General features: G+C 67.5%; 13 protein-coding genes. 4 read left to right on the top strand and 9 right to left on the bottom strand.

Annotated features, from left to right (window positions below; all coding sequences use genetic code 11):
- Positions 1-3: 3 nt before the first annotated feature.
- From H0B43_RS32780 to H0B43_RS32765, 4 genes are all read right to left on the bottom strand, one after another.
- Positions 4-639 (bottom strand): hypothetical protein, encoded by a 636-nt coding sequence (locus H0B43_RS32780; RefSeq protein WP_185724147.1) that lies wholly within the window; start codon positions 637-639, stop codon positions 4-6.
- Positions 640-937: 298 nt separating this feature from the next.
- Positions 938-1,534, bottom strand: coding sequence for a histidine phosphatase family protein (locus H0B43_RS32775; RefSeq protein WP_185729714.1), 597 nt, complete (start codon positions 1,532-1,534; stop codon positions 938-940).
- A gap of 109 nt (positions 1,535-1,643) precedes the next feature.
- Positions 1,644-1,856, bottom strand: a complete 213-nt coding sequence (locus tag H0B43_RS32770; RefSeq protein WP_213016450.1) for a hypothetical protein — start codon at positions 1,854-1,856, stop codon at positions 1,644-1,646.
- Positions 1,857-2,028: 172 nt separating this feature from the next.
- Positions 2,029-2,352, bottom strand: coding sequence for an ANTAR domain-containing protein (locus H0B43_RS32765; protein WP_252189670.1), 324 nt, complete (start codon positions 2,350-2,352; stop codon positions 2,029-2,031).
- A gap of 384 nt (positions 2,353-2,736) precedes the next feature.
- Between H0B43_RS32765 and H0B43_RS32760 the strand changes: the two genes are divergently transcribed.
- Positions 2,737-2,976 (top strand): hypothetical protein, encoded by a 240-nt coding sequence (locus H0B43_RS32760; RefSeq protein ID WP_185724149.1) that lies wholly within the window; start codon positions 2,737-2,739, stop codon positions 2,974-2,976.
- A gap of 124 nt (positions 2,977-3,100) precedes the next feature.
- Here H0B43_RS32760 and H0B43_RS32755 read toward each other — a convergent pair whose 3' ends face one another.
- The 3 genes from H0B43_RS32755 to H0B43_RS32745 form a co-directional block, all read right to left on the bottom strand.
- On the bottom strand, positions 3,101-3,262 hold the full coding sequence (locus tag H0B43_RS32755) for a hypothetical protein (RefSeq protein WP_185724150.1): 162 nt from the start codon (positions 3,260-3,262) through the stop codon (positions 3,101-3,103).
- Between the two features lie 167 nt (positions 3,263-3,429).
- Complete coding sequence (locus H0B43_RS32750; RefSeq protein WP_252189671.1) at positions 3,430-3,852, bottom strand: hypothetical protein; 423 nt, start codon at positions 3,850-3,852, stop codon at positions 3,430-3,432.
- Positions 3,853-4,526: 674 nt separating this feature from the next.
- A complete protein-coding gene (locus H0B43_RS32745; protein ID WP_185724151.1) occupies positions 4,527-5,309 on the bottom strand; it encodes an MspA family porin in 783 nt (260 codons plus the stop codon).
- Positions 5,310-5,605: 296 nt separating this feature from the next.
- Here H0B43_RS32745 and H0B43_RS32740 point away from each other — a divergent pair, with 296 nt between their 5' ends.
- Positions 5,606-7,312, top strand: coding sequence for an alpha/beta-hydrolase family protein (locus H0B43_RS32740; RefSeq protein WP_185724152.1), 1,707 nt, complete (start codon positions 5,606-5,608; stop codon positions 7,310-7,312).
- A 235-nt stretch (positions 7,313-7,547) separates the two neighbouring features.
- Positions 7,548-8,030 carry a hypothetical protein gene (locus tag H0B43_RS40960; protein WP_213016518.1) on the top strand — a complete coding sequence of 161 codons (483 nt, stop codon included), beginning with the start codon at positions 7,548-7,550 and terminating at the stop codon, positions 8,028-8,030.
- An 81-nt stretch (positions 8,031-8,111) separates the two neighbouring features.
- On the opposite strand, the gene H0B43_RS32730 is transcribed toward H0B43_RS40960, so the two are convergent.
- On the bottom strand, positions 8,112-9,020 hold the full coding sequence (locus tag H0B43_RS32730; protein ID WP_185724153.1) for an undecaprenyl-diphosphate phosphatase: 909 nt from the start codon (positions 9,018-9,020) through the stop codon (positions 8,112-8,114).
- A 426-nt stretch (positions 9,021-9,446) separates the two neighbouring features.
- Between H0B43_RS32730 and H0B43_RS32725 the strand changes: the two genes are divergently transcribed.
- On the top strand, positions 9,447-10,124 hold the full coding sequence (locus H0B43_RS32725) for an MspA family porin (RefSeq protein WP_185724154.1): 678 nt from the start codon (positions 9,447-9,449) through the stop codon (positions 10,122-10,124).
- A 2,414-nt stretch (positions 10,125-12,538) separates the two neighbouring features.
- Here the strand turns inward: H0B43_RS32725 and H0B43_RS32720 are convergent.
- Positions 12,539-13,000, bottom strand: a complete 462-nt coding sequence (locus tag H0B43_RS32720) for a GtrA family protein (protein WP_185724155.1) — start codon at positions 12,998-13,000, stop codon at positions 12,539-12,541.
- Between the last annotated feature and the right edge of the window lie 79 nt (positions 13,001-13,079).

Below are 13,079 nucleotides of genomic sequence, written 5' to 3'. Positions count from 1 at the left end.
TGATCACCTCCGGGTCCGTCGTACCGGGGTGGAATCGGTGCTCGCCTTGGCACGCGTCCTGCGGACCCGGGCGAGCTCGTCGTCATCGTCGTCGGCCGACGACCGGGACCGGCCGGGCCGGGACGTGCCGCTACCCGAGGACCGGCGGCGCGGCGCGGGGCGCTTCCGGGCCCGGGGCTTGTCCTCGGTGTCCTCATCCGGCTCCTCCCCCTCATCCGGTTCCTGGTCCGATTCCTCCCACTCGACCTCCGCGTCCTCGTAGTTGTCGTCCTCGTAGTCGTCCTCGGGTTCCTCGCCGCGGCGCCGCGTCGACTTCCTCCCGCCCGCGGCGTCGCCGAGCAGGCTCTCCCCGGACTGCAGCCGCGAATTGAGCGAGTCGATGCGCTGACTGGCCGCGGTCACCGCGGCCGTCTTCGCCGCGTTCATCAGCTCGTGGCGGACCGTCTTGCCGAGCTGGGCGACCTCGGGTGAATCCGCGAGCAACTTGCGGCCCTCGTTGAGAAGACCCAACGACCCGCCGGAGGACAATTGTCTGGACGCCCCGCCGGCGGCCAGCATCAACGCCAACTTCATCTTCTTCGTGCGGCCCAGCATGTATCCCGCACCGACGGCCAACGCCATCTGACCCTTGCCTGACATCGCCCAACCCCTTTGTCGAGTGAAAAGTGGTGCACCTCGGCGCCGGCGGCGGTCTGTGATCGGATCCTGCCCGGTGGGGCGCATTCCGCCCGACTACCCCAGGTCGGCGATGCTTAATCGTCCACCGAACACATTCCCAAGCCTGCAGTCACCGCTGGATAATTCGGTGCGGGCGCCCGCTGAGGAACGATCCAACCGGTCGGGCTGCTCCGTCTGCCGGTCAGGTGTGTGAGCGCGCGAGTTCCCCCGGACCCGCGGTAGTTCCCCGACAGAACAGGAGCCCACCCCCTGGGCGCGGTCAGCACCGAGTCCCGGCGCGGAGGGTCCCCTCGACCACTGGCTCGAGCCCCGTCGCAGAGACGTCTTCGCACAGCGGCGGGCGCAGTTCCCCACTTTGCTGCGCGACTGCGACGACATTTCTCGGCCTCGCCCCGCACACTCCGCCGGGTGTCTCGCGCCCCGGCGCCCGCATGAGGGTCACGGGCTCGGCGAAAAACCGGCGTAACCCGCCCCGATCCGGGTACCCGCCAGCTACGCTGCCCCGCGGCACAACACGGACCGCGGCAGCGAGTTCCGCCCCGGCCGTCGAACCCCTTAGCCGCGGCGGAGCGCCCCGCCGCGCACGGACCGAGGCCGAGTGCTCGCCCACCCCTCCTCGGCCGCGCGCGGCCCACCCACATTCGGCGACCTGACGGCATGGGGGCCGGCGCGGCAACACCGTGTCGAGGCAGCGGGTGGTCGGGCTGCAGTACAGTGCCCGAAACTCGATCCCGGTGAGGGTGTCGAAGAGGCCCTCGGCCTGGTTCCGGCCGACGGCGCTGAGCGGCCGGCGGGCGTCGGGCCCGGTCCAGTCCTGCTTCGCTATCGCGTGGGCGTGCCGGAGCAGGACGAACATTTGCTGCCCCTTCCCGGACGAGAGCGTGTTTCTGCGGGCCAGCATTGGCGCCACGGTCGGCAGCCGAGACGCGCAACGGCGCAACAAGTTCCGGTTCGCCTCGGCGGACTCAGTCGGAGGTCGGCGGGCCGGGTGCGGGTTCGGGGGTGCGGAAGATCTGCTGCTGACCGCGTGCTTGCTCAATGCGGTCCTCAAATTCGCGCTCCGCGTCCTCGATGTCGGTGGTAGGCGGGGTGGGGGTCCCGGGCGCACCCAGTCCGGGGTCTGCGGCGTCGATCTCGTCGGAACCCGTGTGCGTGATCGGCAGGAACGGTTCGTTCATGGACACGGATTCATCCTGCCGCGACACCGGGGAACCGCCAAGTGGAGCGACCTGGCCGTCGAACGATCGGTGGCGGGATGAGGCGGTTGCGTCGACACCCCGCGCCTGCTCGAGTTCCGCGACACTTGTCGACTCAGGGTGTATCCGCCGGCGACACCCCGAGCACACGGCGTCACCGAGAAGACCGGGGCCAGTCCGCGAGGTATGACTCCCACTCGGCCAATGGTCCGGAGGGGTTCGCGTGCCGTTCCGACGATCCCAGAGGCGGGTTGGCGCCGATCGCGAGATCGACCAGGGCGTGGGCGACGGTGAGCACACTGAGGTGGTGACGGTGCGCGACGCGGAGCAGTTCGTCGAATGCCTCGGTCTGGCTGCAGTGGCGTAATGCGATCAGGATGCCTTCCGCAACCGACAGTGTTTCCCGTCCATCCCGCGCATGGTTGAGGCCCACCCCGGCGTGCCCGGTAATCGGGTGGGGTTCGGGCATCGTCGTCATGGGCCTCATCTCCGCACTGTGGCCGCACTTCCCGTCCTCGACTGCGCGTACCAGTCTCGGCGTACCCGCGCTGGGTGTCGTTCACACCCCACCGGGTGACGGTCGCCTGCGCCTTCTCGGCGACGGGCGCGCGCATGGATTCGGGCACGAGTGACCTTTCGTCTCTCGGCGCCCGGTAATTTTCGTCAGATGGCGTCGGGGAAGGTGTTCAGCGGGGTTACCAGCGGGAACGTACGTTCATCGGGCGGTCTGGGCTCCGGGTGGTGGTTTGACCCGGTCGGCGGGCTCGGCAACGATGCGTGTGTTGGATTGCAGCGGCGCAGTCTCGTCACGCCCCGCGGCACCACATTCTGGATCCGGCCGCACCGAGCAGGAGAGCACCGGATGACCTTCACTGAGCCCGACCTCGACCCCGACGTCGCCCAGGCGCGGCTGTTCCGCGACCTGCTGCACGAGGAGATCGCGGTGCTCACCGCCCGGATCGACACCACCCGAGCACGGGACGGCCGGCTCGGCGCCGAGGACCCGGAGTCGCGTGCGAGGCTCGGTGAGGCGCGTCAGCTGGTGGCCCGACTCACCGCCCGATATCCCGAGCTCCGCGATACCGGCCGCCCCACCAGTTAGTTGCCGGTGACCGGCATAGGGGATCAGCGCCGGTGAGGTGCCGTCGGCGGGGGTCTGCGCGGGGCGACGGGTCGAACCGCCCGGGGAGGCCGCGTAGCCGAGTACACCCGTTGAGGGCGCTGCCTCAGCCCCGGCGTGACGCCGTGTCGTCGACCTGTTCGTAGCGGTCGTCGAATCCGTCGGTCACGATCGTTCGGTGACCGGATGCGGGGCGAGTGAGCGCCCGGAAGAAGAGCACGAGCAGCGCTGCCGCGGCGTGTAGAACCAGCGTCACCATTGTGATCACGAAGCTTTCTGTCGAACCGCACGTCCTGGACCCACCGGCGACCTCACGATCCCAGGTCTGTGCCCGCAGATTTACGGCTGGAAGAGTAGCTGGCCGCTTCCTCGCTGGTGCGAGTGGGTCGCCCGCTGCCCCGATGGGGCCTCACAATACTGCCGCGACATGCCCGATTAGCGGTAATGGGTCATGGTGCGGAGAAAAATGCGGAAGCTGGTAGGTAGCTGGTGGTCCCCCGCCGGGCCCCGAACGAAGAAACTCCAGCCCGCGGTACGTGTGAGCAGGCGTGTGATGGTGGTGCTGACCGTCCCGTCCGCAGTGAGCTCGAGCAGGGCTGTGCGGTCGGGGTCCTCGAGGTGCGCCCAGAGGGTGTGGTAGCCGATCTGCTGGGGATGAACGGTAATGGTGGTGGACGGAATCCAGTTGGTGAAGGTGACGTGCCGGATCAGAGCGATTCCGGTCGACCCGGTGGTACGTAGTTCGAGGTTCCTCCAGCCGTGGGTGCCGCGTTCGGTGAGTTCGGTGGCCCCGATGTCGAGTAGGTCGTGTGGCGGGCAGGCGGTGGGGAGATCCAGGACCAGCCGGCACAATCCCATGGGCCCACGATAAGTGCCGAGGCACGATCTGGCAGCGGAGATCGGTAATGCCTGCGGTCGGCGCCTGTCGTGGAGACGGTGGGATTGTGGAACCCGTAGGGCGGCCGGTAGTAGGGGGTGCCGTCGACGCCGTAGTTGTCGAGTTGTCGCGGAGGAAGTTCCGGGCCTTGGTCAGTTGCTCGGCGCCGCCGGAACCGGAGGAGCTTGGTCAAGTCGGGGTGGTCTCAGGTGTGGTTGGCGAGCTGGATCTGGGATTCCCACCGGGGGGCGGCGCTGTACGGATCGAGGACCGCGGGCGTCGGGACGGGAACGAGGACGGCCCCGAAGACCCCTGACATTGCCGTTCCCCACCTCCGAGGGGTGGAGGTGGGGAACAGCAACGCCGCGGATGGGGGGACGCGGCCGTATTCGGTGGGCGGGATGTCACGGGTGGGTCACCGTGGTGTGGAACGGGTTCGGGCGCCCCGCGCCGCATCCCGTCGGTGCGGGGCGCCCGGGGGTCAGACGGTCTGGGTGGAGGATCCGGTGACCCACTGGATGGACTGGATGAGGGCGTCGAGCAGGCTGGTGGTGGGGGTCTTGACGACGAAGTGCAGGACGTCGAGCAACATGGGAATCTCCTTGATTTTCGTTGGGCCGGGATCGGCCCCGGGGTGGGGTGGGAGCCGACGCTCCTAGAGGGTGATCGGGGGTCCGTAGGCGGCGAAGGAGTCGTCGGTTTCCTTGGTGGAGGCGGTCCACTGCGAGTAGGTGCGCAGCGACACCGGGCCGCCGGCGCCGTTGATCTGGAAGTGGATGTTGTCGAGGTTGATGTTGCCGTTTCCGGTGGTCATCGTCTTCTTGTTGAGCGAGATGGCGACGATCTGGCCGGGCCGGATCGGGACCACCCAGTTGCCCTCGAGCGGGGTCTGCACGGACATGGACAGGGTGGGCAGGCCGCCGACCGGGAGGGCGAGGGACTGCTGCGGGGTGATGCCGACCTTGCCGCCGAGGGACAGGCCGTTGGAGACGTCGAGCATGTAGCCGACCTCCACCCCGACGTCGACGGTGCCGGCGGTGATCGGGGTGCCGCCGGAGGATTTGATCGCGGTGTTGCCGCCGAAGAAGACGTCCTTGTCGAACGGGGTGCCGTTGAGCGGGATCACGTCGTTGAGCCACTGGCCCGTCTGCGCGATCTCGAGGTTCGTGCCCAGCACCGTGGTCTTGGTGGCGGTGCTGTCGGCGATCGGGATCACCGCGGCGTTCGCGGTGCCGGTGCCGAGCCCGAGGGTCAGGGCGGCGAGGGAGAGGAGGGTGGCGGTCCGGGCGGGGGAAAGGATCCGGCGCAGCCGGGATGTGTCATGTCGTGTCTCTCGTGAGGACGGTCGCCCCGGTGCGCCGAACGCCTTCCGGGCGGACCATCGGGGAGGGTGTGACCGTGAGGACCAGCGAATCCACGGCTGAACTGGGCGAACCATCGCTATACTACGTGCGTCGACTTCGCGACCGGGCGGGCTCGGCAACGGTGGAGGCAATGCACCTACAACTGCTCGTCGATACGGGACGGCGCGTGCGGACATGCGCCGGCCCGCGGGTATGCCCGTGCCCGCGATCGGGTCGCGATCGACGCCTACCCCGATTGCGGCGAAGACGCGGCATCACGCTTACCCATTCACGCCGACCGGAACGGTCGCAACGTCGAAGCCCCGCGCGACGGTGCTGCCGGTCATCCAGGGGCCGTGCGGCGCAGGCGTGAGCGAAAGACGTGCTCGAGATGAGTGAATCGGATACGACGCAGGAATCGGCTCCCGAGCCCCACACCGCGGAGGCCGCGAAACCGGCGGCCGAAAGGGACTGGTGGAAGCGCCACTATACGTTCACCGGAACGGCTGTCGGGCTGGTGTTTTTGTGGTTGTCGATGACCCCGTCGCTGCTTCCACGTGGGCCGCTGTTCCAGGGATTGGTCAGTGGAGCGGCGGGCGCCATCGGCTACGCGATCGGGGTGTTCGCGGTGTGGCTGGTGCGCTACATGGCCTCGAAGAATGCCAGCCCGCCCGCGCGGCGGGTGGCGTGGATCGTGCTGATCGTGGTCGGTGCGGTGGGCACGATCGCGATGATCGTCTGGTTCCACGTGTGGCAGGACCACGTGCGCGACCTGATGGGTGTGCCGCGGCTGAGCAGGTACGACTACTTGCTGACACCGGTGCTCGCGCTTGTGGTGTTGTTCGTTCTGGTCGAGATAGGCCAGCTCATCGGCAAGCTGATCCGATTCCTGGTCCGGCAACTCAATCGTGTTGCTCCGCCTCGGGTTTCGGCGGTAATTGCGGTGCTGCTCGTGGCGGGGCTGGGCATCGCGCTCCTCAACGGCGTGGTGGTGCGGTTCGCGATGCACACGCTCAATGCGACCTTCGAGGCGGTCAACAACGAGCAGAGCCCGGACACCCCGCCGCCGGCGTCGCCGCAGCGCTCGGGCGGCCCCGACTCGTTGGTGTCGTGGGACTCACTGGGGCACCAGGGCCGCATCTTCGTCGACGGGGGGCCGACCACAGCGCAGCTGACGGAATTCAACGGCGCGCCCGCGGTCGAGCCGATCCGGGCCTACGCCGGCTTGAACTCGGCCGACGGGATCCAGGCCACCGCCGAGCTGGCCGCGCGCGAACTCGAGCGCACCGGTGGGCTGCAGCGCAAGGTGGTAGCGGTCGCTACCACGACCGGCACGGGCTGGATCAACGAGGCAGAGGCCGATGCGGTCGAGTACATGTTCAACGGCGAGACCGCGATCGTCAGCATGCAGTACTCGTTCCTGCCCAGCTGGCTGTCGTTTCTGGTGGACAAGCAAAACGCGCGTCAGGCCGGGCAGGCGCTGTTCGAGGCGGTCGACCGCCGGGTCCAGGCGCTGCCGGAGGGCCAGCGACCCAAGCTCGTAGTGTTCGGCGAAAGCCTCGGATCGTTCGGCGGCGAGGCGCCGTTCCTGTCACCCAACAACATCGAGGCCCGCACCGACGGCGCCCTGTTCAGTGGTCCGACGTTCAACAACACCATGTGGGAGGACGTCACCACCCACCGTGATGACGGCTCACCGCAATGGCTGCCGATCTATCAGCAGGGCGACAACCTTCGGTTCGTTGCCCGCCCAGACGACCTGGGACGGCCCGGCGACCTGTGGGCAACTCCGCGCGTGGTGTACCTACAACACGCCTCCGACCCGATCGCCTGGTGGAATCCCGCTCTGCTGTTCACCAAGCCGGACTGGCTACGTGAACCGCGCGGCTACGACGTCCCCGACGACATGCAATGGATTCCCGTCGTCACGTTTCTACAGGTCTCGGCCGACATGGCCGTGGCGATCGACGTCCCCGACGGGCACGGCCACCGCTACGTCGACGACGTCGCCAACGGCTGGGCCGCCGTCCTCCAACCACCCGGATGGACACCGGAGAAGACCGAACGGCTGCGGCCGATCATGCGCGCCGACGAATGAGGCGATTGGCGTTGCCGCGGTGACCAATCGGCGGCCGAAGATCGTCTCCCGCCAAGCGAGAACGAGTCGTCACCGAACACCAGCGGGGACGCGCCGGGCGCACGGGGGTCGCCACCGCACCGTGCGGGTGGGAAACCCGCGCCCGACGCTGACAGACGGGCCAGTGTCGAACGCGACGACCCCAGTGTCAGATCAGCCTTGACGATAGTGGCGCGGCGGCCGAGCACCGAGACCGGTGACTGGGCCGCGCAGATTCCCCGCCCCGGAGGCGGGGTACCCCTGTGCACGTCCGGATCGTTCACACTCACAAACGTCGTTCCGACGACACAAGCGTGGGGACACACATGGAATCATCAACAGCACCGCCCGAGCGGCCACCGACATCGACGAAACCGCCACCGCCACCCTCGGCGCCATCAGTGGCGCCGTCATCGGCAGTGTCGTCGGCACGATCAAAGGCGCGGCCGAAGGGGCCACCACCGGCGCCCGCCGCGGCAGCCACTCCACACCAGCGGCCGCGCTGACCCTGGTGGCGATCGCCCTGACCGGAATCGCGCAATGGCCGATCGTCGCCGTCGCCGGCGCCCCGACTCCGACGCAGCGGTCCGCCGGCCCGGCCCGATCAGCGGGCGGCGTCGTCGAGAATGGTGGTGGTGCGCTCGACGAGCCGCGGGACGTACCGAGTCGAGGAATACTCGTGCATCGCAGCTATGCATGAAACCTGAATGTCCTGAGGGCCTGCGACAAACTCTCGAGTTGGGGATTCAGGCAACCGTCGTGCACGGACCACCCGTGTTGGTCAGGCGAATCGGATGATCGAGAGGACTCCGACGACCAGGCAGTAGACGGCGAACGGGATCAACGTCTTCGTCGCGAAGTAACGGGTGAGAAACTTCACGGACAGGAACGCCGCGACACCCGCGACGAGTGCCCCGACAAGAATCTGTCCGTGGATGCCCGCCCCTTGCGGGCCGGCGAGGGTGGGCAGTTTGAGAACCCCGGCCGCGAGGATGACCGGGGTGGCCAGCAGGAAGGCGAACTTGGCGGCGTCCTCGTGACTGAGTCCGCGGAGCAGGCCGCCGACGATCGTCACGCCCGAGCGGCTGATTCCGGCCAGCAGCGCCAGGCTTTGGATCACCCCGATGCCCGCCGCTTCCGGATAGTTCAGGGCGTCCAGGGGGCGTTCGCGCGGCCGGTCCGGCAGTGCCTGTCCCCCTAGAGTGGCCGGCTCAACCGCCGTGGCGGCCCGCCGTCGCAGGACCTCGCCGGCCGCGAGGACGACCCCGTTGATCGTCAGAAAGACTGCCGCAGCGAGCGGTGTGGCGAACAGGGTGCGCAGGGGGTGTTCGAGAACCAGGCCCAGGACCCCGACCGGGATGGTGGCCACGATGATCAGCCAGGCCAGTCGCTCGGTGGAGGTCTCGATTCGTCGGGTACGCACCGTGGTGACGAACGCGCCGATGATCGCCACCCAGTCCCGGGCGTAGAAGATCAGCAGCGCGACGGCCGTCGCGACGTGCAGCGCGACGATGAAGGCGAGGAACGGGGTACCGGAGTCGGAGTCGCCCTCGGTGACCAGGGCCTCCCAGGATCCGCCCAACCAGGCGGGCAGCAGGACCGAGTGGCCGAGACTCGAGATCGGGAACAGCTCCGTCACACCCTGGAGGGCGCCGAGGACGATCGACTGGGGGTAAGTCAGTGCAGACACCCGGACAGCATGGCCGCCGCGGTGACGATCGGCAACCCGGACGGCACCCGTTGACTATTAGGCCGGGCACACCTCGGGGACTGCAGGACAAGGGGTTTGGCGTGCACCCACAGAGATGGCAATCGGACGATACGTGATGATCGTTGAGAATTTACTGAGAGCGGCCACGGTTTCCGGGCATTCGGGACTATTCGGGCGGAATGAACCAAACAGTTTGTGACGCAACACTTCTCGATGCCCGTTTCCGGATTGTTATATTCCGGGTCGCCGGGCGGTGGACGTTGCCCGTTCGTCGGGTGTTCACCGATGAGGGTGACTCTGTCCCGGGATCGAATCGCCGGTCCTGGCCCACGCCACACCCTCCCCGACAAGTTCCACCCGGATGCGTCATCGCACCGGGGCGACCGTCCTCACGAGAGACACGACATGAACCAGGACAGCACATCCCGGCTGCGCCGGATCCTTTCCCCCGCCCGGACCGCCACCCTCCTCTCCCTCGCCGCCCTGACCCTCGGGCTCGGCACCGGCACCGCGAACGCCGCGGTGATCCCGATCGCCGACAGCACCGCCACCAAGACCACGGTGCTGGGCACGAACCTCGAGATCGCGCAGACGGGCCAGTGGCTCAACGACGTGATCCCGCTCAACGGCACCCCGTTCGACAAGGACGTCTTCTTCGGCGGCAACACCGCGATCAAATCCTCCGGCGGCACCCCGATCACCGCCGGCACCGTCGACGTCGGGGTGGAGGTCGGCTACATGCTCGACGTCTCCAACGGCCTGTCCCTCGGCGGCAAGGTCGGCATCACCCCGCAGCAGTCCCTCGCCCTCCCGGTCGGCGGCCTGCCCACCCTGTCCATGTCCGTGCAGACCCCGCTCGAGGGCAACTGGGTGGTCCCGATCCGGCCCGGCCAGATCGTCGCCATCTCGCTCAACAAGAAGACGATGACCACCGGCAACGGCAACATCAACCTCGACAACATCCACTTCCAGATCAACGGCGCCGGCGGCCCGGTGTCGCTGCGCACCTACTCGCAGTGGACCGCCTCCACCAAGGAAACCGACGACTCCTTCGCCGCCTACGGACCCCCGATCACCCTCTAGGAGCGTCGGCTCCCACCCCATCCCCGGGGCCGATCCCGGCCCAACGAAAATCAAGGAGATTTCCATGTTGCTCGACGTCCTGCACTTCGTCGTCAAGACCCCCACCACCAGCCTGCTCGACGCCCTCATCCAGTCCATCCAGTGGTTTACCGGATCCTCCACCCAGACCGTCTGACCTTCCGCATCGTGCATCCACATCTTCATTGATGGCGCCACACTGATACGACACCGACGAGCCGGACTCCACGTCCGCGGCCGCTGTTCCCCACCTCCACTCGGAGGTGGGGAACAGTTGCCTAGGTTTGCCGGCGCAGCGTTGCCGCAAGGCATAGGCGGTGATCTCGTAGGTGACCACCAAGGGCGACAACACCGCGCGAGAGTGCGATGTCGGCGTGATGGATCAATCGGGCGAGTATCTCCGTCGCCTCGGTTCGCCGGTGAGGACGTCCGTCATCCGCGCGAGCTCGCTTCCTACTTCCGCTCGCGCATCATCGGGGGTCGGTTGATTTCCATGCTCGGCCGCGGCAGCCTCTCAGCATTCTCACAGCGCGTGGTCCGGACACTGGGACTATGGCTGGCACGCTCGACCCTGCTCACCTGATTGGTGACGGAGATTCGCGCAGAGGCATCGGCACCGGAGACTGCGGTCTAGATCCTCTCGGTGGGTGTTCTCGTCGAGTGGGGCAGGCACGGGGACTCCGCAGTGTCGTCGGAGTTCGGGAGTGTGCCGTTCTCGGCGGTCCGATGTTGCATCTTGCCGCGTCGAACGACACCGCTACCGACCCCGGGCGTCGGCGGAGGCCTGTAAACTGCGGCGCCGGTTAGCGAAAGCAGGTGCTCGCGCTCTGAGGTGAGGTCGCCAGTACTCCAGGTTGTTCGGAGGACATCGTGAAGGTTATCCGCAGACGTGTCGGTTTCGCTGCGGGGTGCGTGGCGGTAGCGGTGGTCGTCGTCACCGCGTGCGGAGAGTCCGACAACACCGCGCCGACCGGCGGGGGCCCGTCCGGTCAGCAAACCGTATCGACCTCGGCCGGACCGAACCCGAATTCCCCCGAGAACAGCCCGGCCGGTGATCTCCCCGACAACCAGGCGTGCGTGCCGTTCACCCCGCCCCGGCTACCTCCGTCTTACGCCGCGCGGTTTCTCGTACCCGGTTCCGGCTGGGAACCAGTCCCCATCGGTCGAGCAGGACCAGTCCCCACGTCACCTGCACGGCCGCGGTAATTCCACCAGCACCGCCCAGGACTGGACCACGCGTTCGAGGACTTCGCTGCCGATCAGCACCGCCCACTCGTCCGGGCGGCGGCCCGGACTCGGAGCGGCGATTGGCGGTGGCGTCAACCTCGTCGTGGCTGCGTGAGCGCCGCACCCCTGGTGAACTGATACGAGAACTGGCTCTACACGCGACATCCGCCGTCGAACACGCAACCGGACCTGAGCCCTTTCACCCCTGACCTCTCACGCGGGGCGACGTCACCGCACCACGCATTGCCCGTTCTACCCGCCCCCCGCCGATGCGCTGCAACCCGCCTGGACTCCGGGGCGCACCGGCAGCGGCGGCACGCCCCTGTCCTACCCCGTCCGTGTTCCAACCCGATCCCGACCAGTATTCGACCGGTTCGTGCGCCTCGAACACGCGCGGGGACGAGCGACGGGCGGTTCCGGACCGGGTTTGGCTGTTGTCGCGGAAATTGTTGCGGCACACCGTGGATCCAGTCACATCGCCGGTAACGAGGACGGGGTACCGAAGTGATGGTCATCGTTCCGATGGGTGGGCCTTTCAGGGACGGCGAGTCGGCCATGAGCCGGTAACCGCACCGCGAACCCGTCTCGATGCCATCGGCGCCGCATGTCCACCGTGAGGACGGGCCGGGCGAGAGCGCTTCTGCGAAGAAGAGCACAACCGTGCGGCGAGCACGAGGAAAGAGAACGGTGTGATCAGGTTGTCTCCGCACCGAGCTCGATGGCGTCGGCCTGGCCGTAGTCGGCGTCCTTCGCGGTGAGCATCGGTACGGCGTCCAGATCTCGTGTGCGCAGACCCCGCGAGCAGTTCGAACCCGTTGAGCCCGGGCGGAATCGAGGACGATTACATCGAAGCCATCCTCGATGGCTCGCCACGATCCCCCGGTGCCCCCGGCCGCCGTGACGACCATGATGCCTTCGAGTTCGGGGCCACAGCGCCAGCGCCGTCCTCACAAGTCGCGGTTCGTCGTCAACCACTCGCACTTTGATGAAACCGTCCCTCGAAGACGATGCCGCATGGGCCCAGATCAATGACAACTTCCTCCATCCGATCAACGTTCGGGTTTGCCCGTACGTGCCGATCGGGTGCTCCGCACGGTCTTCGTGTGGAGGGTGATGCCCCGCTCGCGGGGGGCGGGCCACCACCACATGGCGGGCCCGACCGTTCCGGTTCAGTGCCAACGGCGGAATGAGAAATCGCGGTACCCGAAGAAACTGGCGGTCGCAATCATGGCGGTGATCGCGATCTGTGTGGGAATCGGCGACAACCCGAGCAGCGACACAGCAACCGTCATCAGTGAGATGTTCAGGGCGAAGGCACTGAAGTTGACCACCACGAACCGCGACAGGTCGCGCAGGACGTGGCCGCGCACCCGAAACACGAGATAGCGGTACATCGCGAAAGCGCACAGCACGCTGCATAGGTAGGCGGCAACCAGGGAGAAGTGGTATCCGAGCCGCGCGCCCAGCGTCAGCTGCCAGATGATGAACCATGCCGTACCGAGCGCAGTATTGAACCCGCCGACCAGCAGGAACGCCAGTCCGCGATGCTTGACGATCCGGAGCAAGGGCCCGGGGGTCCGCGATGTGCCGTGCGGTTTCGGCGAACGCTCCGGGGTGTCGGGCTCCGTCATGATGCGCTCCGAAGAGCACCCGCCCCGTGTGTCTGCATTCGTCGCCTGCCGTCACCGAACCATCTCGCGAGTGTCTCCC

The organism is Rhodococcus sp. 4CII, from assembly GCF_014256275.1.
In the GTDB taxonomy this organism is placed as follows: Bacteria; Actinomycetota; Actinomycetes; order Mycobacteriales; family Mycobacteriaceae; genus Rhodococcus_F; species Rhodococcus_F wratislaviensis_A.
This window is presented reverse-complemented; position numbering and strand designations above follow the sequence as displayed.